Genomic DNA, 22,056 nt, shown 5'->3' with positions numbered 1-22,056 from the left:
GTGGATTCCTTAGATCATGAGGTTCCGGCTGCCGTTACACGACAGACGGCCTTCGATGAGAGTCGCGCCCGAGCGGACGCACAATCTTCAATTGTACGGGCACTTCGACAGGCTCAGTGACCCGCAAGTCGACAGGCTCAGCGACCCACAGGGGCCACTGAGCCTGTCGAGAGGTCACGCCGGGGCGTCGGCGGCCTTGAACGGGAAGCCGAGCGCGCGCAGGAGAGCGCGACCCTCGTCGTCCGTCTTGGCCGTCGTGACCACGGTGATGTCGAAGCCGCGGACGCGGTCGATCTTGTCCTGATCGATCTCGTGGAACACGCTCTGCTCCTGGAGACCGAAGGTGTAGTTGCCGTTGCCGTCGAACTGCTTGCCCGACAGACCGCGGAAGTCGCGGATGCGGGGCAGCGCGAGCGACACCAGGCGGTCCACGAACTCCCACGCACGGTCGCCACGGAGGGTGACGTGCGCGCCGATGGCCTGGCCCTCACGCAGCTTGAACTGCGCGATGGACTTGCGGGCCTTGGTGACGATCGGCTTCTGGCCGGTGATCTTGGTGAGGTCGTCGACCGCCCCATCGATCACCTTGCTGTCGCGAGCAGCCTCGCCGACACCGGTGTTCACGACGACCTTGACCAGGCCGGGGATCTGCATGACGTTCTCGTAGCCGAACTCGTCCTGCAGAGCCTTCTTGATCTCGGCGTTGTACTTCGCCTTCAGGCGGGGCTGGATCTTGCCAGCCACCGCAGCGTCGGTCGTTGCCATCAGAGGTCCTTACCGCTCTTCTTCGCGAAGCGCACGCGGACGGTGCGCTTCACGCCGTCCTTGGTCTGCTCCTCGACCCGGTGGCCGACCTTGGTCGGCTTCTTGGTCGAGGGGTCGACGAGTGCGACGTTCGAGATGTGGATGGGCGCCTCGACGGTCTCGAGGCCACCCGTCTTGGTGCCACGCTGCGTCTGACCGACGCGCGTGTGCTTGGTGACGTAGTTGACGCCTTCGACGACGACGCGGTTCTGCCCGACGAGGACGTCGAGGACCTTGCCCTGCTTGCCGCGGTCGCCACCCTTGTCCTGCTTGCGGCCGCTGATGACCTGAACCAGGTCACCCTTCTTGATTTTCGCCATGATCAGATGACCTCCGGTGCGAGCGAGACGATCTTCATGAACTTCTTGTCGCGAAGCTCACGGCCGACCGGTCCGAAGATGCGGGTGCCGCGGGGCTCCCCGTCGTTCTTCAGGATGACGGCGGCGTTCTCGTCGAACTTGATGTAGGACCCGTCGGGACGACGCGTGGACTTGACGGTGCGGACGATGACGGCCTTGACCACATCGCCCTTCTTGACGTTGCCGCCGGGGATCGCGTCCTTGACGGTCGCGATGATGGTGTCGCCCAGACCGGCGTACCGGCGGCTGGAGCCACCGAGAACGCGGATCGTGAGCAGCTCCTTGGCGCCGGTGTTGTCGGCGACCTTGACGCGGGACTCGTTCTGGATCACTTGGCCTTCTCCAGGATCTCCACCAGACGCCAGCGCTTGGTGGCGCTCAGCGGGCGGGTCTCGTTGATGAGAACGAGGTCGCCGATGCCGGCGGCGTTGTTCTCATCGTGCGCCTTGACCTTCGAGGTGACGCGGATGACCTTGCCGTAAAGCGGGTGCTTCACGCGGTCCTCGACCTCGACGACGATGGTCTTGTCCATCTTGTCGCTGACGACGTAGCCACGGCGCGACTTGCGGTATCCACGCGCGCCTGCGTCGCGGACATCGTGCTCGCCGTGCTCGACGGCGTCAGCAGCCTTCTTCTCAGCCATTACTCGGCCTCCTCCTTCGGAGCGGCCTCGTCAGCGGCATCCGCCTTCTTGGCCTTGCTCTTCTTCGCCTTCGCGGGAGCCTCGACCGGAGCGGGCGTCGCACGGATGCCCAGCTCGCGCTCGCGGATCACCGTGTAGAGGCGCGCGATGTCGCGCTTGACGGCGCGGATGCGGCCGTGGCTCTCCAGCTGGCCGGTGGCCGACTGGAAACGGAGGTTGAACAGCTCCTCCTTGGCCTTGCGCAGCTCCTCAACGAGGCGCTGGTCTTCGAACGTGTCGAGCTCTGCCGGAGCGAGCTCCTTGGTGCCGATCGCCATTACGCGTCGCCCTCCTCGCGCTTGATGATGCGTGCCTTGAGCGGCAGCTTGTGGATTGCACGGGTCAGTGCCTCGCGAGCGAGCTGCTCGTCGACACCCGCGACCTCGAAGAGGACGCGGCCCGGCTTGACGTTGGCGACCCACCACTCGGGGGAACCCTTACCGGAACCCATGCGGGTCTCGGCCGGCTTCTTCGTGAGCGGACGGTCCGGGTAGATGTTGATCCACACCTTGCCGCCACGCTTGATGTGACGGGTCATCGCGATACGAGCGGACTCGATCTGACGGTTGGTCACGTAGGCGGGGGTCAGCGCCTGGATGCCGAACTCACCGAACGACACCTTGGTGCCACCGGTGGCCTGGCCCGAACGCTTCGGGTGGTGCTGCTTGCGGTACTTGACCTTGCGAGGGATAAGCATCAGGCAGACGCTCCTTCTGCGACGGGAGCCTCGTTGCGACGGTCACCGCGGTCGCCACGGGGGCCACGACGGTCGCCACGCTCACGCGAAGGCTTCTGGTTGGCCTGCTCGCGAGCAAGCTCCTTGTTGGTGAGGTCGCCCTTGTAGATCCAGACCTTCACGCCGATGCGGCCGAAGGTGGTCTTGGCCTCGTAGAAGCCGTAGTCGATGTTCGCGCGCAGCGTGTGCAGCGGCACACGACCCTCGCGGTAGAACTCCGACCGGCTCATCTCCGCGCCGCCGAGACGGCCCGAGACCTGGATGCGGATGCCCTTGGCGCCGGCGCGCTGCGCGCCCTGCAGACCCTTGCGCATCGCGCGGCGGAACGCCACACGAGCCGAGAGCTGCTCGGCGATGCCCTGGGCGACCAGCTGAGCGTCGGCCTCGGGGTTCTTGACCTCGAGGATGTTCAGCTGGATCTGCTTGCCGGTGAGCTTCTCGAGGTCACCGCGGATGCGCTCGGCCTCGGCGCCGCGGCGGCCGATGACGATGCCCGGACGTGCGGTGTGGATGTCCACACGCACGCGGTCGCGGGTGCGCTCGATCTCGATGTTCGAGACGCCGGCGCGGTCGAGCTGCGTCTGCAGCAGACGACGGATCTTGATGTCCTCGGCGACGTAGTCGGCGTAACGCTGGCCCGGCTTCGTCGAGTCCGAGAACCAACGCGACACGTGGTCCGTGGTGATGCCGAGGCGGAAGCCGTACGGGTTGACCTTCTGGCCCATTACTTGCTCGCCTTCTTCGTCTTGGCCGCCGGTGCGGCCGCCTCAGCGACCTCCGGGGTGGCCAGCACGACCGTGATGTGGCTCGTGCGCTTCTTGATCTGCGAGGCACGACCCTGAGCACGGGGGCGGAAACGCTTGAGCGTCGTGCCCTCGTCGACGTACGCGTTCTTCACGTACAGGTCCTGCTCGTCCAGGAATTCGCCGTCACGATCGGCCTTGACCGACGCGTTGGCGATGGCGGAGTGCACGAGCTTGTAGATCGGCTCGCTGGCACCCTGCGGTGCGAACTTCAGAATGGCCAGTGCTTCCTGCGCCTGCTTGCCCTTGATGAGCGCGACGACACGACGAGCCTTCTGAGGGGTCACGCGGATGTGTCGCACGCGTGCGATGGACTCCACCATTTCTCTCTCCTCTATCGCCACCGCGTCAGCGGCGGCGGCCCTTCTTGTCGTCCTTCTCGTGGCCGCGGAAGGTGCGGGTGGGCGCGAACTCGCCCAGCTTGTGACCGACCATGGTCTCGGAGACAAACACGGGGATGTGCTTGCGACCGTCGTGGACCGCGATCGTGTGACCCAGCATGGCCGGGATGATCATGGACCGGCGGGACCAGGTCTTGATGACGTTCTTCGTGCCGGCTTCGTTCTGCACGACCACCTTGCGAAGCAGGTGCTCGTCGACGAAGGGGCCCTTCTTGAGACTGCGTGGCATCTTCCTCTACTCCTACTTGCGCTTCTTGCCGGCGTTGCGGCGGCGGACGATGTACTTGTCACTTTCCTTGTTGGCGTGACGGGTACGACCCTCAGCCTGGCCCCACGGGGAGACGGGGTGACGACCACCGGACGTCTTGCCCTCGCCACCACCGTGCGGGTGGTCGACCGGGTTCATGGCGACACCGCGGACGGTCGGGCGAACGCCCTTCCAGCGCTTGCGGCCGGCCTTGCCCCAGTTGATGTTCGACTGCTCGGCGTTGCCGACCTCGCCGATGGTCGCGCGGCAGCGCGCATCGACGTTGCGGATCTCACCGGAGGGCAGACGCAGCTGGGCGTAGGGGCCGTCCTTGGCGACGAGGCGGACCGATGCACCGGCCGAGCGCGCCATCTTCGCGCCGCCGCCGGGGCGGAGCTCGATGGCGTGGATGACGGTACCCGTGGGGATGTTCTTCAGCGGGAGGTTGTTTCCCGGCTTGATGTCCGCCGCGGGGCCCGACTCGACGATGTCGCCCTGCTTCAGCTTCGCCGGCGCGAGGATGTAGCGCTTCTCGCCGTCGAAGTAGTGCAGCAGCGCGATGCGCGCGGTGCGGTTGGGGTCGTACTCGATGTGAGCGACCTTGGCGTTCACGCCGTCCTTGTCATTGCGACGGAAGTCGATGACGCGGTACTGGCGCTTGTGGCCTCCACCGATGTGACGGGTCGTGATGCGGCCCTGGTTGTTGCGACCACCGGTCTTCGAGATCGGGCGCAGCAGCGACTTCTCCGGCGTCGATCGGGTGATCTCGGCGAAGTCAGCCACCGACGAGCCGCGACGGCCCGGGGTCGTGGGCTTGTACTTGCGAATAGCCATGATTGTCCTTTATCCCCCGGATCAGCCGATTGCCGTGAAGATGTCGATGGTGCCCGACTTCAGGCTCACGATGGCGCGCTTGGTGTCCTTGCGCTTACCGGTGCCGAAGCGGGTGCGACGGGCCTTGCCGACGCGGTTGATCGTGTTGACGGACGCGACCTTGACGCCGAAGATCTTCTCGATGGCGAGCTTGATCTCGGTCTTCGAAGCGCGCGGGTCGACGAGGAAGGTGTACTTGCCCTCGTCGATCAGGCCGTAGCTCTTCTCGGACACGACCGGTCCGAGGATGATGTCGCGCGGGTCCTTGTTCAGGGCCGTGGCGAGAACGTTCTGCTCGGTCATGCCGAGACCTCCTCTGCGGTCGCGCCCGTCTTCGAGGCGATGAAGCCCTCGAGTGCGGCCTTGGTGAAGACGATGTCGTCGGAGACGACGACGTCGTAGGCGTTCAGCTGGTCGAAGCTGATCAGGTGAACGTTCGCGAGGTTGCGGACGCTCTTCGTGGTCAGCTCGTCGGAGCGCTCGATGACGACCAGCACGTTCTTCGACGGAGCGACGGAGGCCAGCAGGCCGGCCGCAGCCTTGGTCGAGGGGGTGCTGTCGGCGACGAAGGCCTCGACCGCGTGCAGACGCTCGCCGCGCAGACGGTCGCTCAGTGCGCCACGGAGGGCGGCGGCGATCATCTTCTTGGGGGTGCGCTGCGAGTAGTCGCGCGGCTGCGGGCCGTGGACGGTGCCACCGCCGCGGTGCTGCGGCATGCGGATCGAGCCCTGACGGGCGTTACCCGTGCCCTTCTGCTTGAAGGGCTTGCTGCCGGAGCCGGACACCTGGCCGCGAGTCTTCGTGGCGTGGGTGCCCTGACGCGCGGCTGCGAGCTGCGCGACGACGACCTGGTGGATCAGCGGGACGTTGGTCTCGACGTCGAAGATCGAGGCGGGCAGCTCGACCGAGCCAGCCTTCTTGCCGTCGACCGACAGGACGTCGATTGCCAGAGTGGAGTCAGCCATGGGATCAGGCACCCTTCACTGCGTTGCGGACGTACACGATACGACCACGCGCACCGGGGACGGCGCCCTTGACGAGCATGAGTCCCTTCTCGGCGTCGATGGCGTGCACCGTGAGGTTGAGGACGGTCACGCGCTCGCCACCCATGCGGCCGGCCATGCGCATGCCCTTGAACACGCGGCTCGGGGTCGACGAGGCGCCGATCGAGCCGGGCTTGCGGTGGTTGCGGTGCGCGCCGTGGGAGGCCGAGACGCCGGCGAAGTTGTGACGCTTCATGACACCGGCGGTGCCCTTGCCCTTGCTGGTGCCGACGACGTCGACCAGCTGACCTGCCTCGAACACGGCGTCGAGCGTGAGCTCCTGGCCGAGCGAGTAGTCAGCGGCGTCCGCAGTGCGGATCTCGGTGACGTGGCGACGCGGAGTCACGCCGGCAGCCTCGAAGTGGGCGCTCAGCGGCTTGTTGACCTTGCGGGGGTCGATCTGGCCGTAGGCGATCTGAACGGCGTTGTAGCCGTCCTTCTCGGGGGTGCGAACCTGGGTGACCACGTTCGGAGCCAGCTCGATGACGGTCACGGGGATGAGCTTCCCGTTCTCGTTCCAGACCTGGGTCATGCCGAGCTTCGTGCCGAGCATGCCCTTGGAAATCTTTGCGTTGATGTCAACCATGGCGGACCTCAGAGCTTGATCTCGATGTTGACATCGGCGGGCAGGTCGAGACGCATCAGCGAGTCGACGGCCTTCGGCGTCGGGTCGACGATGTCGATCAGACGCTTGTGGGTGCGCATCTCGAAGTGCTCGCGGCTGTCCTTGTACTTGTGGGGCGACCGGATGACGCACACGACGTTCTTCTCGGTCGGAAGGGGCACGGGGCCGACGACGGTCGCGCCCGCACGGGTCACGGTGTCGACGATCTTGCGTGCGGACGTGTCGATGACCTCGTGGTCATACGACTTCAGGCGAATGCGGATCTTCTGTCCCGCCATTGTCTGCTCTCTCTCTATAGGCGTCGTACCGTCCGGGGCCGGGTGACCCTGGGGCATTGGACGCTCGATGGCGCTGGTCGCGCCTTCGGCACTTGCGCACCGCTGTTCTCTTTTCACCATGAAGACGCCAGCATCGGATGCTCGCGTCTTCGAGTGGGAGTTGTTCTGCTGCCCGCGGCCTAGAACCCTGCAGCATCCTTGGGATGTCGCCGTCTATGCACAGTCGTGACAGTGATTCCGCGCATCACGAAGAGCGCAGAAATGTGGAACCTGTCTATTCTGCCACGCGGATTCCGGTGCCGCAAACCCGGGCGTGTCGCGGTGGCGCGTCCTGCTCCGCTACTCGGGTAGATGCGTTTTCGCGCTATCATCTCAGGCGCCGGAGATCGTTCCGGCGATGGGGAGGCGACGTGCCAGATTCGCAGAACGCGGTGGTGATCGAGGACGATCCGGACATCAGAGAACTCGTGCGCGAGGTGCTCGAACAGGCGGGGTTCCACGTGTTCGTGGCCGGCACCGGGGCCGACGGCATCGCTCTGATCGACGAACACCACCCGCTCGTCACGACGCTGGACGTGAGTCTTCCCGGCATGGACGGGTTCGAGACCGCGCGCCGCATCCGCGCGTTCAGCACCACCTACATCGTCATGCTGACCGCGCGGGCGGAGGAGATCGACGCCGTGCAGGGACTGCAGTCCGGTGCCGACGACTATCTGACCAAGCCGTTCCGGCCGCGCGAGCTGCGGGCGCGCATCGACGCCATGCTGCGCCGGCCGCGATCGCTCAGCGCCCCGGACAGCACGTCCGCGCCCGTCGCACAGCAGGACGGCGGCGACGATCAGGATTGGATCGAGCACAGAGGACTCCGGCTTCATCCCGCGATGCGTCTCGTGACCGCCGACGGCGCATCGCTCGAACTCACCCGCAGTGAGTTCGACATCCTCCGGGATCTGCTCACCTCGGGTCGTCGCGTGGTCTCGAAGGAGGTGCTCGCCTTGATGCTGCGCGGTGACCGCATGGCGGGGGGAAGCTACGTGAGCGAGCACGACGTCCGTGCCATCGAAGTGCACGTCGCCAACCTCCGGCGCAAGCTCGGCGAGTCGGCCACGCAGCCCCGGTGGATCGAGACGGTGCGCGGGGTCGGCTACCGCCTGGCGGTCTGAGCGGCTTTCGCCGCTGGTGCTCATTCCGCGATCACGACCGACGCATCGAGGCTCGTGGTCGCGCGTCCCGCGGCGTCGAACGCCGCACGGATCAGAGCGCGTGCATCCTTGCCGTAGGTGTCGGCGACCGCGACGCCGACACCTATCACCGGGATCACGGCAGTGCCGCGATCGGCCAGATCATCGAGCATCCGTCTCTGGATGCGGCTCGCTAGCCGCCGCACCGCCGACGGCGACTCCGCCTCGACGGCGAGCCCGAGTCCGTTCGGTCCGAGTTCGCCGACCGGCGCCATCGCGGGCGCGTAGCGCCGGAGGGACTCGCGGCACAGGGCCATAACCGCCTCCTGCTCGCTCGCCCCGAACGCGATGCCGATCTGCGGGAGGTCGTCGGCGCGGAACGCGATCACGCCCAGCGTGCGCTCCTCTTCGCGGTCGACCTCGATGATCCGCTGCACCATGACGAAGAAGGAGCGTGCGGTCAGCAGGCCGTCGCCGGTCAGGCTCAGTTCGCTGCTGCCCTCTCCGAAGACGACCGCGTTGTTGCGGAGCGTGGTCGTCGTGACCAGCGCGACGATCAGGAGCACGATGGTCAGGATCCCGGTGTTGCTCGCGTCGAACCACGCGCGGAAGACGTCGCTGGCAGGGCCCAGGATCATGAACACCGCGCTGCGCGCGCCGTAGTAGATGCCGCCCACGATCAGCACGACGGTCAGCCCGATGGTCTCAGGGGTGTCTCCGTTGCGCCCTCGTCGTGACTCGGCGGCGCCGAGGAGCGCGAAGACGGCCACGCCCGCGAACGTCGCGGCGGCGCCGGCCCACTCGCCTGCTTCTGTGCCTTCGACGAAGACGGCGGCGACCGAGATGAGAACGGCGGCTGCGACGATCATGCTCGGGCGCAGCAGACGGTGCGCGTTGTGCCGCAGGCATCCCAGCCAGAGGCATCCGACAGTGCCGACCAGCGCCCCGTTGCCGATGGCGAGCGGAACAAGGTGCTCGTCGACCTTCATCCACACCAGGTACGCGATCACGGTGAGGATGCCGAACAGGTACGCCACCGCCCACAGCTGACCTGCCCTGCTCTCCTGACGCAGCAGGGTCTCGAGCAGGTACATCACCGCAGCGGAGAGCGCCGCGACAGAGACGAGGACGTTGACGGTGTATGCATCCAGCTGCATCAGGTCTCCTCCCGGGCTGCCGGCGACGGCAGCGACATCATGAACTCGGCACCCTCGCCGAAAACAGTGCTCACCGTGAGCGAGCCGTTGTGCGCCACGACGATGTCGCGGCTGATCGACAGGCCGAGCCCGCTGCCGTGCGTCACGGACTGCCGGACGAGCGCCGAGCGGAAGAACCGCTCGAACAGTCGCGGCACCTCGCCGGCGGGGATCCCCGGTCCGTCATCGCGCACAGCAAGCGCCACCCGATCGGCTTCAGCGCGCACCTCGACCTCGACTCGACCGCGGTCTCTGCCGTACTTCACCGCGTTCGAGACGAGGTTGTCGATCACCTGACGGATGCGGTGCGCATCGACGCGGGCCCAGACCGGGCCGTCCGCGAGCAGCTCGACGGACATGCCGCGTTCCGCCGCGGGCAGCAGCGACGACTCGATGGAGGCTGCGGCGAGCGCCGTGAGGTCGGTGCGCTCGGGTCTGATCGACAGCGACACCCCCATGCGCGACATCGCGGATGCGGCCACGAGATCCGACACGATGGCGAGTAGCCGAGCGGCGTTGCGCTCGACGACCTCGAGGCTGCGCCGCGACGAGGCAGAGAGGGTCTCATCGTCGAGGACCAGCTCGACATAGCCGGTGATCGAGGTCAGCGGGGTGCGCAGCTCGTGCGAGACGGATGCGATCAGGTCTTCCCGTGCGCGCAGCGCGAGCTCCTCCGCGGTCGTGTCCTGGGCCACCACGATCAGCCCGTCGTGCATGACGTTCTTGCCGGTGAGGCGACGTGAGCTGAACTGCAGCGAGCGGCGGGCGAGGTCACCGGGGGCGCCGAACCAGACGAGGGTGCGGTCGATCTCCTCCCCTCGTCGCGCGCGGGCGAGAGGGAGCTCGTCGTCGGCGAGCGGGGTCAGCCCGTCTGAGGCGAACGGCTGCAGGACGTCGGTATCGCCGATGGCGGAGTGCAGACGGGCCATGGCCTCATTCGCGACGACCTGATCGCCGTTCGCCGTCAGGCGGATGAGCCCGAAGTCGACGGCATCCAGCGCCTCGGTGACGAGCTCCTCCTGGCCTCTGGCGCGATCCACCGCCCGTCGCAGCTCACGCGACTGCTTCTCGAGCACCACGCGCTGCGCACCCGATCTCCACGACGCGACCGCGGCGATCGTCGCCAGTCCCGCGACGACGATCGGGAACACCACGAACGCCGAGAGCAGAGGAGGCGCGTCGACGAGGACGATCGACGCCCAGTAGAGCGTGGTGACCACGACGGTCGCTCCGACCACTCCGAGCATGCCGAGCGTCGAACCGACCCACATCGCGGGGAAGAGCCACAGCAGGGGGAATCCGGATGCCGGAGACGAGAGCGTCAGCAGCATGACCGCGCCGATGTCGATCAGCGGCAGGAGCAGCACGAGTCCCACCGGGCTGCGCTGCCACGGGACGAGGATCGCGGCCCCCGTCGCGATGAAGATCAGCGTCAGGCCGAGCATCAGGGCGTCGACCCCGACGACGGCTCCCATCGCGAGCGAGAGGAGCACGGCGAGGAGCACGGCGGTGCCGAGCAGGACCTGGTTGAGCAGAACGGCCCTGTCGCCTACGTGTCGCAGCGCGGTCGGGGCATCCGACGCCAGGAACGTCATTACTCGAATCTAACCGCGGCATGACGGCCGACGGCACCGTCGTGGGGTGCCGGGGTCAAAGATGCGCAGATCCTGAGCCTCTCGAGGCGACGCGTCCTCTGCGGCGTATCCGTTCGATGAGGCCGGAGCCGAATGCCCAGGCGGCGTAGCCGAAGAGAAGGACCACGGCCACGGTCACCATGATGGCGCGGTGGGGACCGGTGATCGCCACCGCCACCCAGCCCAGCCAGGGGATCGCGTACCAGACCGTGCCGCGCACCTGCACCTCGCGCACCGGGTCTGCGTCGGCGGTCGCGTTGTTGTCGCCCTTGGTGATGAATCGTCGCTCCCCATCGGCCCCGGCGAGAACCTGGGTGACGCGGTGCGTGATCAGGGTCGGCTCCCCGCTGCGCAGCTGGTAGGTCAGCACCATGCCGGGTTCGACGTCGGCGGCATCGGTCGGTCGCACGACGACCATCGTTCCCGGCGGCAGGTGCGGCTCCATCGACGATGTCAGCACGGTGAGCGCGGTGGATCCGGTCAGTGCAGGTACCGCGATCGCGAATGCGCCGACGGCGAGAATGCCGACGAGCAGTGCGACCGCGACGGCGTTCAGCAGAGCCCGCAGCAGGCCACCCCGCGATGACGTCGCGGGCTCAGGAGGGAGCGGCTCGCCGGTCGTCTCGGCCTGGATGACGATGGAGTCACGCATCAGCTTCATCTCCTTCGGACCGGCGACGTCGAGCCCACAGGAAGGCGATCATCCCGGCGACGGTCGCGGCGCCCCCCACGGCCGCTGCGGTCAGCGCACCAGCGCCTCCGGTCGCGGCCAGCGCGCTCGGCGACGATGTCGGGGAGGGCTGCGGTGTCTTGCCGCCCTCTTCAGGCGCAGCGGTGCAGGCCGCACCTGCCGGCTGCACGGCCACGGCCGCGGCATCCGCCAGCACCGCGCGCATCTCGAAACGCAGGTCGGCCAGCGCGCCCTGCTCGTCGGTGAGAGCCGAGCTGAGCGACGCGGTCACCCGGATCTGAACAGCCTGACCGGGTGCGAGCAGGCTGTCGCCGCTGAGCACCGTGCACGAGCCGTTCGCGAGCGCCGTCGACATGGTGATCGGCGTCGCGCCGGTGCCGTCGGGGGCGACAGCGAGCTCGACGTGCGTGGCGAACACGGCATCAACACTCACCGGGTCGACGAGGTCGAGGCGAAGCCGTCCGGTGTGCGCGGAGTCGTTTCTGATCCAGAACGACGCGCTCTCGCGATCGCCGGGCACGAGACGCAGGTCGTCGGCGAACACAGGCAGCACGTCGGCGCTGGAGTAGTGCGTCCCGTCGGTGGAGACGACCAGGTCATCCTCGGCGGCGGAGGCCGCCGTCGGGGCCGCCAGCGCTGCGGCTGCGAGCAGGGCGGCCGCGAACCAGCCGCGGTTGGTCGCCGGGTTGAGCATCACGAGGGATCGACCCCCTTGACGACGGTCACCGTCGAGCCATCGCGCGCGAGCACGATGCCCCCGTAGACAACGTCGGCTGACGCTGCATCGACGATCCGGAACTCCGCTGAACCCTTCTGTGGAATCTCCTGCCGCCTGAAGGTGACGGACTTCGCGTTCGCCGGCACCCCGGCCACCTCGACCCAGCTTTGCCCGGCCCCCTTCTGCAGCGTCATGTCTGACACGGACGGGGTGGAGAAATTCAGAGTCGGATCTCCTGCGCTCGTCGAGAGCGTCAGCGTACGACGTTGCGTGAACGTCAGTTGAGCGCGCGCGTCATCACAGTCCACGACGCTCATATCAGCGTTGACGGAGGACGTGCCCATACCTACGCATTTTCCTGTCGCCGCGGAGACGAGCTGAAACATCTCGCCAGACCGCTGCACGTACCAGCGCTGCGTCGCCGTCGACGCGTCCGCGGCCACCTGCTGGATTCCAGAGGTGGTGTACGTCAGGCGGGTGCCCGGTGCGTGGCGCGGCCTGATCGTGACAAAGCTCTGGTCATTCGCGTTCACCGGGACGAATTGCCACTGCTGATTGGAATCCTGGTGGCAGTTCCACGAGATGACGCGGGTGCCGGAGCCACCGGCGCCGGCCACGTCGAGGCAGAGGCTGCCGGTCGCCTTATCCCGGATGGTGAACCATGGGGACGCCGCCGGGTCGAAGAAGTTCGTGGTGAGCGGGTACATGCCCGCGGTGCGCTGCGTGTGCTTAGCGATGGGCGTGGTGGCCACCCAGCCCTGCGCGTTCAGGCTCACGCTCAGCATCGGGGTGAAGGTGCGCCCACCCGACGGGTCGGTGATGCTCTTCCAGTCCGGGAGGGTCGTCCGCACGCACATCGTCGCAGTGACCGAATCCTTGAGTGTCAGAGTCGGCGTCACGGAACCCCAGGTGCCGGTGGTCACTCCCGAGGTCGGCAGCGGAGTGGCGTCGGTGCATGCGCCCGAGTCGAGCCGCCAGACCGAGACTGGGAAGTTCGCCGCGTACTGCTCAGAAGATGTGATCGACACCGTGGCCGTGCCGCTGACGTTGCTGCCGTTCGTCACAGTGAACGACCTCGTGTTGGACTGGGCGCTGCTCGGCAGGTACTTCGTCTGTTCGGGCGCGGCGAAGCCGGCCTGTGACACAGCGACGGTGTCGGTCGTGACCCTGCCCGCGGTGCTGGCCTGGGTCGTCCAGTACGACCACGCGGAGCCGCTGCCGACGAACACGAGGAATGCCGCAAGACCGGCGATGATCGGGAGGCGTTTGCGTGCGAACACGGTGATCACGCTCCCTTCTGGACGGCGTCGATTGTCAGGGTGAGACTGTGGGCGGAGCCGCTGTCCGCCGCTGGCGAGGGATTGGGCAGGCTCACCACCAGGCAGAAGGTCTTCGTCTTCCCCGGAGCGAGCGAGCCGAGCGCGGGCTTCGTATAGCCGTTCAGCGCGGCGGTTCCGGCGAGTGATGCGGTGCAGGCGGCAGCATCCGCGACCTCCGCGAGCGCCCCCCGAGCGGACGCGGCGTAGGCCGGCCCGCCGGGGGCGGCGATCCGCCCGGTGAGATCGACGGGTGCCTCTCCGGTGTTCGTGACCGTGAACGCCCAGGTCGCCGGTGCCGCCGGGGTCAGCTTCTTCTCCGGCAGGGCGGCCGTCGTGCCGTCACCGATCCGGATGCCGAACGTCCCCGCGTGCACGGTGGCCTGAGCCACCGGGGCCGAAGCGCTCAGGAAGGCGTGGGTGACTCCCCCGCCCGAGATCCCGAGCAGAACGGCTGCTGCCGTTGCGCTCGCCGTGATGAGCAGCGAGCGCAGTCCGGATGCACGCGTCCGCCGAGTGCCGGAACGAAGCTGTGTTGCGTTCATGACGCCCTCATTTGATCTCACGAAGACCGGGACGGGCGCTGCAAGCATCGTTACGATGGCAGCGCCCATCCGCCGAAGGTCAGGATCCGCTGGCCACCTGCTCAATGTTCAGAACGAAGTCCTTGATCTGGATCGCCCCGCCCTGCGCCAGGTTGTCGTTCGCGGGGTCACCGTTGAGCGGCCACTCCAGCGTGGCGGTGATCTCGACCTTGTGGTCCTTCTTCTCGTCTGAGGTCGGGTTTGCTTTCGAAACCGGGAACGCTGTGCCCGGGATCCAGTTCTGGTTGTTGACCTTGAACGTCGCCGTCGGCTGCAGGAGATCCTTCAGCTTCTGATCAGCCGCGGAAGCGGTGGCTCCTTCGATCGAGCCATTCTTGAGGCTCACCGTGAAGGCGAGGTTGCGTCCCTCCGCGGCGATGTTGTAGACCCCCGTGTACTGCAGCTTGTCGCCGGGCACGAGCTTGATCTCACCAGGCGTCACCTTCTCGCCAGTAACGGCACCGTGGGGAATGCGCTCCCATCCCGCGGTCTGCTGCGTTACCTTCAGCTGGCCGGCACTGATCGAGTGCGTGCCGAGATCCAGAGAACTGTTCCAGTACGCGAGCGATCCGCCGGTTCCGAGCAGCAGCAGCACAGCGGCGCCAGCGGCGATGGTTCCCTTGGTGGTCTTGTTCATGACGATTACTCCCCTTGTGTGAATGCGCCCCCATGGCGCGCTTCGCGGAGGAACCGGCCCCGGCGACGCGGGCGACAGCGGCTCTAGGAACTCCGGTGAAGCTGCATCCATCGTCACACGAGCGTGTCCCCCAAATGGGGGACACGCGCCAACCCTGAGGTTCTCTTGTCCCCCAAATGGGGGACAACGGTTTCCACTGAGGCGATCCTGAGCTTCGAGGGGGCGCGCCCGCACGCGGGCGCTGAAAAGGGGTGCTGCGCCAGAATGGACAGCACCCCTCGAAGGCGCGGGACTGGCCCGCGACGGTCACTCGTTGCCGACGGCTCCGTCGGCTTTGTCCCGGATGTCGTCGATCTGATCCGCCGCTCCAGGAGCGACCTTCTTCGCGAAGTCGGCGATCTCGCCGAGCACCTTGTCGCTGATGTCCTCCGCTTGCTCGCTGCGGACAGCCTCGGCGATCCTGTCCTTATTCTGCTCGAACGCGCTCTTGCCCTGATTCACCAGGTCATCGATGCCCACGGTTCTCCTCCCCTGCGTGATGTCGGTGCAGCATCCTGCACCCATTCACTTTTCTACGCGATCGAACGTTCCGTGTCGACAGGCGCAGCCCGCGCCAGTACACGCAAAGAGGGGCCGGACCCGAAGGTCCGACCCCTCTTTCGAGAAGCAGATGCTTACGCGTTGACCTTGGTCACCGTGCCGGCGCCGACGGTGCGGCCACCCTCACGGATCGCGAAGCCGAGGCCCTCTTCCATGGCGATCGGCTGGATCAGCTCGACCGACATGTCGGTGGTGTCACCGGGCATGACCATCTCGGTGCCCTCGGGCAGCGAGATGACGCCGGTCACGTCCGTGGTGCGGAAGTAGAACTGCGGGCGGTAGTTCGTGTAGAAGGGGTTGTGACGGCCACCCTCGTCCTTCGAGAGGATGTAGGCAGTGCCCTCGAAGTTGGTGTGCGGGGTGATCGAACCCGGCTTCACGACGACCTGGCCGCGCTCGACATCCTCGCGCTTGGTGCCGCGGAGCAGCAGACCGCAGTTCTCGCCGGCCCAGGCCTCGTCGAGCTGCTTGTGGAACATCTCGATACCGGTGACCGTGGTCTTCTGCGTCGGACGGATGCCGACGATCTCGACCTCGGAGTTGATGGCGAGGGTGCCACGCTCGGCGCGGCCCGTGACGACCGTTCCACGACCGGTGATCGTGAAGACATCCTCGATCGGCATGAGGAACGGCTTGTCGCGGTCACGCTCGGGGTCCGGGATGGAGTCGTCAGCGGCCTGCATGAGCTCGACGATCGAGTCGACCCACTTCTCTTCGCCGTTGAGGGCGCCGAGAGCCGAGACCTTGATGACAGGAGCGTCGTCGCCGGGGAAGCCCTGCGACGAGAGCAGCTCGCGGACCTCGAGCTCGACGAGCTCCAGGATCTCCTCGTCGTCGACCGCGTCGGACTTGTTCAGCGCGACGAGCAGGTAGGGGACGCCGACCTGCTTGGCGAGCAGAACGTGCTCGCGCGTCTGCGCCATCGGGCCGTCGGTGGCCGCGACGACGAGGATCGCGCCGTCCATCTGCGCCGCACCCGTGATCATGTTCTTGACGTAGTCGGCGTGGCCGGGGGCGTCAACGTGTGCGTAGTGGCGCTTCGGGGTCTCGTACTCGATGTGCGAGATGTTGATCGTGATACCGCGCTGGCGCTCTTCCGGCGCCGAGTCGATGGAAGCGAAGTCGCGCTGCACGTTCGTGTCGGACGGGTACTTGTCGGCAAGCACCTTCGAGATCGCTGCGGAGAGCGTGGTCTTGCCGTGGTCGACGTGACCGATCGTTCCGATGTTGACGTGCGGCTTGGTCCGCTCGAACTTGGCCTTGGCCACTGGGTCCTCCTCAGGACGTTCGTGTAGAGATGGCCGGGCACTGGATTGTGACCGGCTCCCTACGGATTTCGGTTTCTCAGTTTAGTAGAGAGTGAATGTGAAGTTGTGGGGTACCGGCGCCCCTGGGCACATCGACAGGCTCAGTGACCCAGGGGAACCGGAGAAGGGCTTACTCGCCCTTGGCCTTCTGGATGATCTCATCCGCAACGGCGCGCGGAACCTCAGCGTAGCTGTCGAACTCCATCGAGTAGACGGCGCGGCCGGAGGTCTTCGAGCGCAGATCGCCGATGTAGCCGAACATCTCGGAAAGCGGCACCGAAGCGCGCACCACCTTGACGCCCTGGGCATCCTCCATCGACTGGATCTGTCCACGACGCGAGTTCAGGTCGCCGATGACGTCGCCCATGTACTCCTCGGGAGTACGGACCTCGACGGCCATCAGCGGCTCGAGCAGCACGGGGTTGGCGCGACGCGCGGCCTCCTTGAAGCCCATCGAGCCCGCGATCTTGAACGCCATCTCCGAGGAGTCGACGTCGTGCGCGGCACCGTCGACGATGGTGGCCTTGACGCCCACCATCGGATAGCCCGCCAGCACGCCGACGTTCATCGCGTCCTGGAAACCGGCGTCGATCGAGCCGATGTACTCGCGCGGGATGCGACCGCCGGTGACCGAGTTCACGAACTCGTACGTCTTTTCGCCGTCGAGGTCGAGCGGCTCGATGTTGAACTGGATCTTCGCGAACTGACCCGATCCACCCGTCTGCTTCTTGTGAGTGTAGTCGTGCTTCTCGACGACCTTCTTGATCGTCTCGCGGTACGCCACCTGGGGCTTTCCGACGTTCGCCTCGACGCGGAACTCGCGCTTCATGCGGTCGACGAGGATGTCCAGGTGCAGCTCACCCATGCCCTTGATGGTCGTCTGACCGGTCTCCGGGTTGAGCTCGGTGCGGAAGGTCGGGTCCTCTTCGGCGAGCTTCTGGATCGCGAGACCCAGCTTCTCCTGGTCGGCCTTGGTCTTCGGCTCGATGGCGACCTCGATCACCGGCTCCGGGAACGTCATCGACTCGAGGACGACCGGCTGCGCGATGTCGGCGAGGGTGTCACCGGTGGTGGTGTCCTTCAGGCCGATGACGGCGTAGATGTTGCCGGCGGTCAGCTTGTCGACCGGGTTCTCCTTGTTGGCGTGCATCTGGAAGATCTTCCCGATGCGCTCCTTCTTGCCCTTGGTCGAGTTGATGACCTGGGCACCCGACTCGAGCTCGCCCGAGTAGACGCGCACGTACGTCAGACGACCGAAGAACGGGTGCACGGCGACCTTGAAGGCCAGTGCCGCGAACGGGTCCTTCGCGTCGGGGTGACGCTCGATGATCTTCTCCTCGTCCTTCGGGTCGTGCGCCTCGATGGCGGGCACGTCCAGCGGGGACGGGAGGTAGTCGACGACGGCGTCCAGCATCGGCTGCACACCGCGGTTCTTGAAGGCGGAGCCGCAGAGGACCGGGTAGATCTCGCTGGCGACGACCATCTTGCGGATGGCGCCCTTGATCTCCGCGACGGTGAGCTCCTCGCCGCCGAAGAACTTCTCGAGAAGCTCCTCGTCGGTCTCGGCGACCGTCTCCAGCAGCTGCTGGCGGTAGTCCTCGGCCTTGTCCTTGAGGTCGGCCGGGATCTCCTGCACCTCGTAGGAGGCGCCCATGGTCACGTCACCCTTGGCGTCGCCGGGCCAGACCAGAGCACGCATCTCGACGAGGTCGATGACGCCGACGAAGTCGTTCTCGGCACCGATCGGGAGCTGCAGCACCAGCGGCTTCGCGCCGAGGCGGTTGATGATCGTGTCGACCGTGAAGTAGAAGTCCGCGCCGAGCTTGTCCATCTTGTTGACGAAGCAGATGCGGGGGACGTTGTACTTGTCGGCCTGACGCCACACGGTCTCGGACTGGGGCTCGACGCCCTCCTTGCCGTCGAACACGGCGACCGCGCCGTCGAGGACGCGGAGCGAGCGCTCCACCTCGACCGTGAAGTCCACGTGACCGGGGGTGTCGATGATGTTGATCTGGTTCTTGTTCCAGAAGCAGGTCACGGCGGCAGACGTGATCGTGATGCCGCGCTCCTTCTCCTGCTCCATCCAGTCAGTGGTGGCGCCACCGTCGTGGGTCTCGCCGAGCTTGTGGTTGACACCCGTGTAGAACAGGATGCGCTCGGTCGTGGTGGTCTTGCCGGCATCGATGTGGGCCATGATGCCGATGTTGCGGACCTTGCTCAGGTCGGTGAGCACTTCTTGTGCCACGGGGGTTCCTCCGGGATGGTTCAGGAACGAACAGAGAGTGGGAGCGGATGCCGCGGTGGCGGCATCCGCTCGGCCCCTTACCAGCGGTAGTGGGCGAAGGCGCGGTTCGACTCGGCCATCTTGTGGGTGTCCTCGCGGCGCTTGACCGCGGCACCCAGGCCGTTCGACGCGTCGAGGATCTCGTTCTGCAGACGCTCGGTCATCGTCTTCTCACGACGACCCTTGGCGTAGCTGACCAGCCAGCGCAGCGCGAGGGTGTTCGCGCGGTGCGGCTTGACCTCGACGGGAACCTGGTAGGTCGAGCCACCGACGCGGCGGCTGCGGACCTCGAGGGTGGGGCGCACGTTGTCGAGCGCCTTCTTGAGGGTGGCGACGGCGTCCTGGCCGTTCTTCGCCTCGACGCCGCGGAGGGCGCCGTAGACGATCGACTCGGCGAGCGACTTCTTGCCGTCGACGAGGATCTTGTTCACCAGCGAGGTGACGATCGGAGCGCCGTATACGGGGTCGTTGACGACGGGGCGCTTGGGTGCGGGTCCCTTACGAGGCATCTGACTCAGCCCTTCTTCGCGCCGTAGCGGGAACGAGCCTGCTTACGGTTCTTGACTGCCTGGGTGTCGAGCGCACCACGGACGATCTTGTAGCGGACACCGGGGAGGTCCTTCACACGACCACCGCGGACGAGCACCAGCGAGTGCTCCTGGAGGTTGTGGCCCTCACCGGGGATGTAGGCGGTCACCTCGGTGCCGTTGCGCAGCTTCACACGAGCGACCTTGCGCATCGCCGAGTTCGGCTTCTTCGGGGTGGTGGTGTAGACGCGGGTGCAGACCCCGGCCTGCTGCGGGTTCGCCTTGAGCGCGGGTGCCTTGGTCTTCGTGACCTTGGGCGAGCGACCCTTGCGAACCAACTGCTGAATGGTTGGCACGTTCTCTCCTCATAGTGCTGCACGGTGACAGCGTGATGGGTTTCACATCATGACCCACCGGCTCGACAGAGGAGTCGGGCTTTTGGTGTGATGGGTATGCCGTGGAGGCGAACCGACGGTGTCGGCGCCCTGCATGCGCGCACAGTCGTGCACACACCCGATCAAGTGTAGACGCCGCGGGCGGCGGCGGTCAAATGAGCATCGGATGCTGTGCTACGGCGTATCGGGGTCGAAGGGCGAGTCCAGCGCTTCGCTGAGCTCGGCGAGCATCGCCTCGATCTGCGGCTCGACGTACTGCGATATCGCCGCCTGCACGTGGAGGCGGTGTCGAAGCAGCAGTCCGCAGATCTCCCGCCCGATCATGTTGGCGTACTCGTCGGCGAGCGCGACCTCCTGACGGAGCGCGGCTTTGGCCTCATCGGACAGCGGGGGCAGCGGGGGCAGCTGGGCGGCCGCGTCGTCGGCCATGCCCGCGACGGTGAAGAGGAACGGAGCCCCCGGGACGGGGTCGGGGTCGAGCGGCATCCCCTCGTACTCGGGCTCGAGGCCCTCGGCGGGACGGTAGGCGCGCGACCGGTTCCTGGCCGCCTGGTGGTCGAGCTCGGCCTGGAGCATGGGCAGGTTGCGTGCCGTGTACTCGGCGACGGCCTGGTCGACGATCGCCTTGATCCGCGTCGAGAGCCCGTGCTGCACGCCGTGCGGCACGTTTCCGCCGATGCCGACGGCGGAGAGCACGGGAGAGCCGAGGCAGCGACGACACGGTGCCACCCGGCCGCGGTGCGTCGCCGGTGCCCAGCGCGGCACCCAGCGCAGCCAGGCCTCGACGGCCTGGTCGACGAGGGATTCCAGCGACCTCTCCACGAATACAGAGTAGGGCCGGGATGCCGCGCAGGGGCGCTTTCCCGCGAGGGGCGGCGCGTCTTGCGGCGTCACTCCGAGTCGCTGCGCTCCCACGGCCACCGCGGCGTGCCCGATCGTGAGCGCCGCAGCGCGACGGCGATCCACCCGGCGATCAGGGCGACGACGATGATGACGAGACTCGATCCGCGCACGACGATCTGCGAGGCGGCGGCGGATGCGTGGGCGAGTCCGGAACCGCCGGCCATGGCCGACAGCCAGACGGCGGCGAGATGCGTGAGCGCCGTGCCCAGCGCCACGAGCACCATCGCTCCGTACGGGGGAAGCGACCGGCGCAGCACCGGCGCCAGCAGCAGCGCGAACACGGCGATCGCGACGGCCATGCCCGCGACTCCCGGCCAGAGGGTGAGCCCCTCGACGGAGATGATGTCGACGTCGGCGAAGTACGACAGCATCCCGAGCCCGAGAATGGCGAAGGCGCCGAAGCAGACCGTGCCCACCACTCCGGCGAGAAACGCAGAGACCCCCTCCGGCACGGGGCCGTGGGGGTCTCTGAGGGTCATGCCGTCAGACTACGCTCATCGCAGTGCGGCGGGGCCCGCCTCGAGCGTGCGCTCGTACTCCGACTGTGCCTCCGCGTTGAGCACCTTCTTCCTGGCCCCGCTGCGCGCGACCCAGGCACCGAACCAGATCGTGAGTTCTCGGGCGAAGATGAACGACGCGATGGCGAGCGGCGCGAGCAGCTGCTCGTTGACCAGCTCGATGGACTCGGTCGCGGTCACCCGCCAGAACGGCGCCTGGAAGAGCTGCCCCAGGATGTGGCCGCCATAGGTCGCGATGGCCACGAACACGCCGAAGATGACCCACTTGCCCCAGCGTGCACGGTTGATGAAGGCGCCGAGCAGCCAGAACGAGAGGAAGAACACGACCACCGGAACCCAGAATGCCCAGGTCGTCAGCGGCTCGAGCGCGGCGGTGCCGACGTTCTCGACGCTCACGTCGCCGCGCAGGGCTCCGAAGCCGAGGATCGCCGCGAGATAGAGGACGGCGAAGGCGACCGCCGCCACCAGGCCGATGGCGCCCGCGGCGCCGCGGTTGCCCAGCTCGCGGGGTGGCTCGGGCGCCTGCACGAAGATCGGCTGCGGCGCGGCGGGAGGTGCGACCGGCTCCGCCGGGACGACCCGCGTCTCGGCATCCGATGGGTAGGGGGTCGCGTACGCGTCGTCGGCGACAGTGTGGTGGTGAGCGCGGTCGGCGTCGATCACGCGGGTCGCGTCGGCGTCGTGGGTCTCGGCAGGAGAGACGGATGCCGCGGC

The 22,056-nt window shown here is 66.9% G+C and carries 30 protein-coding genes; 1 reads left to right on the top strand and 29 read right to left on the bottom strand.

The window, feature by feature from the left end; all coding sequences use genetic code 11:
* Nucleotides 1–174 precede the first annotated feature (174 nt).
* From rplE to rpsJ, 14 genes are read right to left on the bottom strand one after another with little or no spacing between them, the layout of a single operon-like run.
* Nucleotides 175–765, bottom strand: a complete 591-nt coding sequence (rplE, locus tag RT309_RS03565; RefSeq protein ID WP_313355388.1) for a 50S ribosomal protein L5 — start codon at nt 763–765, stop codon at nt 175–177.
* On the bottom strand, nt 765–1,124 hold the full coding sequence (gene rplX / locus RT309_RS03560) for a 50S ribosomal protein L24 (RefSeq protein ID WP_313355386.1): 360 nt from the start codon (nt 1,122–1,124) through the stop codon (nt 765–767). The genes rplE and rplX overlap by 1 nt, the downstream gene beginning before the upstream one ends.
* 2 nt (nt 1,125–1,126) lie before the next feature.
* Nucleotides 1,127–1,495, bottom strand: a complete 369-nt coding sequence (rplN, locus tag RT309_RS03555; protein WP_313355385.1) for a 50S ribosomal protein L14 — start codon at nt 1,493–1,495, stop codon at nt 1,127–1,129.
* Nucleotides 1,492–1,806, bottom strand: coding sequence for a 30S ribosomal protein S17 (rpsQ, locus tag RT309_RS03550; protein WP_313355383.1), 315 nt, complete (start codon nt 1,804–1,806; stop codon nt 1,492–1,494). The genes rplN and rpsQ overlap by 4 nt, the downstream gene beginning before the upstream one ends.
* Nucleotides 1,806–2,123 carry a 50S ribosomal protein L29 gene (rpmC, locus tag RT309_RS03545; RefSeq protein ID WP_313355381.1) on the bottom strand — a complete coding sequence of 106 codons (318 nt, stop codon included), beginning with the start codon at nt 2,121–2,123 and terminating at the stop codon, nt 1,806–1,808. The genes rpsQ and rpmC overlap by 1 nt, the downstream gene beginning before the upstream one ends.
* Complete coding sequence (rplP, locus tag RT309_RS03540) at nt 2,123–2,542, bottom strand: 50S ribosomal protein L16 (protein WP_313355379.1); 420 nt, start codon at nt 2,540–2,542, stop codon at nt 2,123–2,125. Before rplP ends, rpmC begins: the two co-directional genes overlap by 1 nt.
* Nucleotides 2,542–3,306 (bottom strand): 30S ribosomal protein S3, encoded by a 765-nt coding sequence (rpsC, locus tag RT309_RS03535; protein ID WP_071640276.1) that lies wholly within the window; start codon nt 3,304–3,306, stop codon nt 2,542–2,544. The genes rplP and rpsC overlap by 1 nt, the downstream gene beginning before the upstream one ends.
* Complete coding sequence (rplV, locus tag RT309_RS03530; RefSeq protein ID WP_313355376.1) at nt 3,306–3,707, bottom strand: 50S ribosomal protein L22; 402 nt, start codon at nt 3,705–3,707, stop codon at nt 3,306–3,308. The genes rpsC and rplV overlap by 1 nt, the downstream gene beginning before the upstream one ends.
* Before the next feature lie 25 nt (nt 3,708–3,732).
* On the bottom strand, nt 3,733–4,014 hold the full coding sequence (rpsS, locus tag RT309_RS03525) for a 30S ribosomal protein S19 (protein ID WP_017201589.1): 282 nt from the start codon (nt 4,012–4,014) through the stop codon (nt 3,733–3,735).
* A gap of 12 nt (nt 4,015–4,026) precedes the next feature.
* Nucleotides 4,027–4,866, bottom strand: a complete 840-nt coding sequence (gene rplB, locus RT309_RS03520) for a 50S ribosomal protein L2 (RefSeq protein ID WP_313355375.1) — start codon at nt 4,864–4,866, stop codon at nt 4,027–4,029.
* Nucleotides 4,867–4,887: 21 nt separating this feature from the next.
* Nucleotides 4,888–5,208 carry a 50S ribosomal protein L23 gene (rplW, locus tag RT309_RS03515; protein ID WP_313355373.1) on the bottom strand — a complete coding sequence of 107 codons (321 nt, stop codon included), beginning with the start codon at nt 5,206–5,208 and terminating at the stop codon, nt 4,888–4,890.
* The gene (gene rplD, locus RT309_RS03510; RefSeq protein WP_313355371.1) at nt 5,205–5,870 is read right to left on the bottom strand and encodes a 50S ribosomal protein L4; all 666 of its coding nucleotides are present in this window, start codon (nt 5,868–5,870) and stop codon (nt 5,205–5,207) included. The genes rplW and rplD overlap by 4 nt, the downstream gene beginning before the upstream one ends.
* Nucleotides 5,871–5,874: 4 nt before the next feature.
* Nucleotides 5,875–6,534 carry a 50S ribosomal protein L3 gene (rplC, locus tag RT309_RS03505; RefSeq protein ID WP_313355369.1) on the bottom strand — a complete coding sequence of 220 codons (660 nt, stop codon included), beginning with the start codon at nt 6,532–6,534 and terminating at the stop codon, nt 5,875–5,877.
* Between the two features lie 8 nt (nt 6,535–6,542).
* The gene (gene rpsJ / locus RT309_RS03500; RefSeq protein ID WP_017201594.1) at nt 6,543–6,851 is read right to left on the bottom strand and encodes a 30S ribosomal protein S10; all 309 of its coding nucleotides are present in this window, start codon (nt 6,849–6,851) and stop codon (nt 6,543–6,545) included.
* A gap of 410 nt (nt 6,852–7,261) precedes the next feature.
* On the opposite strand from rpsJ, the gene RT309_RS03495 reads away from it, so the two are divergent.
* A complete protein-coding gene (locus RT309_RS03495) occupies nt 7,262–8,014 on the top strand; it encodes a response regulator transcription factor (protein WP_313355366.1) in 753 nt (250 codons plus the stop codon).
* A gap of 20 nt (nt 8,015–8,034) precedes the next feature.
* On the opposite strand, the gene RT309_RS03490 is transcribed toward RT309_RS03495, so the two are convergent.
* The 15 genes from RT309_RS03490 to RT309_RS03420 all read right to left on the bottom strand — a co-directional run.
* The gene (locus RT309_RS03490; protein WP_313355365.1) at nt 8,035–9,189 is read right to left on the bottom strand and encodes a hypothetical protein; all 1,155 of its coding nucleotides are present in this window, start codon (nt 9,187–9,189) and stop codon (nt 8,035–8,037) included.
* The gene (locus RT309_RS03485) at nt 9,189–10,823 is read right to left on the bottom strand and encodes an ATP-binding protein (RefSeq protein ID WP_313355363.1); all 1,635 of its coding nucleotides are present in this window, start codon (nt 10,821–10,823) and stop codon (nt 9,189–9,191) included. The genes RT309_RS03490 and RT309_RS03485 overlap by 1 nt, the downstream gene beginning before the upstream one ends.
* Before the next feature lie 55 nt (nt 10,824–10,878).
* Nucleotides 10,879–11,514 carry a signal peptidase I gene (locus tag RT309_RS03480; RefSeq protein ID WP_313355361.1) on the bottom strand — a complete coding sequence of 212 codons (636 nt, stop codon included), beginning with the start codon at nt 11,512–11,514 and terminating at the stop codon, nt 10,879–10,881.
* Nucleotides 11,507–12,250 carry a hypothetical protein gene (locus RT309_RS03475; protein ID WP_313355359.1) on the bottom strand — a complete coding sequence of 248 codons (744 nt, stop codon included), beginning with the start codon at nt 12,248–12,250 and terminating at the stop codon, nt 11,507–11,509. The genes RT309_RS03480 and RT309_RS03475 overlap by 8 nt, the downstream gene beginning before the upstream one ends.
* On the bottom strand, nt 12,247–13,560 hold the full coding sequence (locus tag RT309_RS03470; RefSeq protein WP_313355357.1) for an RICIN domain-containing protein: 1,314 nt from the start codon (nt 13,558–13,560) through the stop codon (nt 12,247–12,249). Before RT309_RS03470 ends, RT309_RS03475 begins: the two co-directional genes overlap by 4 nt.
* Nucleotides 13,557–14,132 (bottom strand): hypothetical protein, encoded by a 576-nt coding sequence (locus RT309_RS03465; RefSeq protein ID WP_313355355.1) that lies wholly within the window; start codon nt 14,130–14,132, stop codon nt 13,557–13,559. The genes RT309_RS03470 and RT309_RS03465 overlap by 4 nt, the downstream gene beginning before the upstream one ends.
* A 79-nt stretch (nt 14,133–14,211) precedes the next feature.
* On the bottom strand, nt 14,212–14,808 hold the full coding sequence (locus RT309_RS03460) for an alternate-type signal peptide domain-containing protein (RefSeq protein ID WP_313355353.1): 597 nt from the start codon (nt 14,806–14,808) through the stop codon (nt 14,212–14,214).
* 306 nt (nt 14,809–15,114) lie between these two features.
* Nucleotides 15,115–15,327, bottom strand: coding sequence for a hypothetical protein (locus tag RT309_RS03455; protein ID WP_313355351.1), 213 nt, complete (start codon nt 15,325–15,327; stop codon nt 15,115–15,117).
* A gap of 155 nt (nt 15,328–15,482) precedes the next feature.
* Complete coding sequence (gene tuf, locus RT309_RS03450) at nt 15,483–16,676, bottom strand: elongation factor Tu (protein ID WP_313355349.1); 1,194 nt, start codon at nt 16,674–16,676, stop codon at nt 15,483–15,485.
* Nucleotides 16,677–16,845: 169 nt separating this feature from the next.
* Nucleotides 16,846–18,960, bottom strand: a complete 2,115-nt coding sequence (gene fusA / locus RT309_RS03445; RefSeq protein WP_313355347.1) for an elongation factor G — start codon at nt 18,958–18,960, stop codon at nt 16,846–16,848.
* A gap of 77 nt (nt 18,961–19,037) precedes the next feature.
* Nucleotides 19,038–19,508, bottom strand: coding sequence for a 30S ribosomal protein S7 (rpsG, locus tag RT309_RS03440; RefSeq protein WP_017201608.1), 471 nt, complete (start codon nt 19,506–19,508; stop codon nt 19,038–19,040).
* A 5-nt stretch (nt 19,509–19,513) separates the two neighbouring features.
* Complete coding sequence (rpsL, locus tag RT309_RS03435) at nt 19,514–19,882, bottom strand: 30S ribosomal protein S12 (protein WP_018187369.1); 369 nt, start codon at nt 19,880–19,882, stop codon at nt 19,514–19,516.
* 213 nt (nt 19,883–20,095) lie between these two features.
* Entirely contained in the window at nt 20,096–20,743 is a 648-nt protein-coding gene (locus RT309_RS03430) for a spermidine/putrescine ABC transporter substrate-binding protein (protein ID WP_313355345.1), read from the bottom strand.
* A 68-nt stretch (nt 20,744–20,811) separates the two neighbouring features.
* On the bottom strand, nt 20,812–21,303 hold the full coding sequence (locus RT309_RS03425) for a hypothetical protein (RefSeq protein ID WP_313355343.1): 492 nt from the start codon (nt 21,301–21,303) through the stop codon (nt 20,812–20,814).
* Between the two features lie 15 nt (nt 21,304–21,318).
* A partial coding sequence (locus RT309_RS03420) for an ABC transporter (RefSeq protein WP_313355341.1) occupies nt 21,319–22,056 on the bottom strand: 738 nt, incomplete at its 5' end.

It is taken from the genome of Microbacterium sp. (assembly GCF_032084865.1).
Lineage (GTDB): Bacteria > Actinomycetota > Actinomycetes > Actinomycetales > Microbacteriaceae > Microbacterium.
Note: the sequence above shows the minus strand (reverse complement) of the source record. Positions and strands in the feature narration are given on the sequence as shown.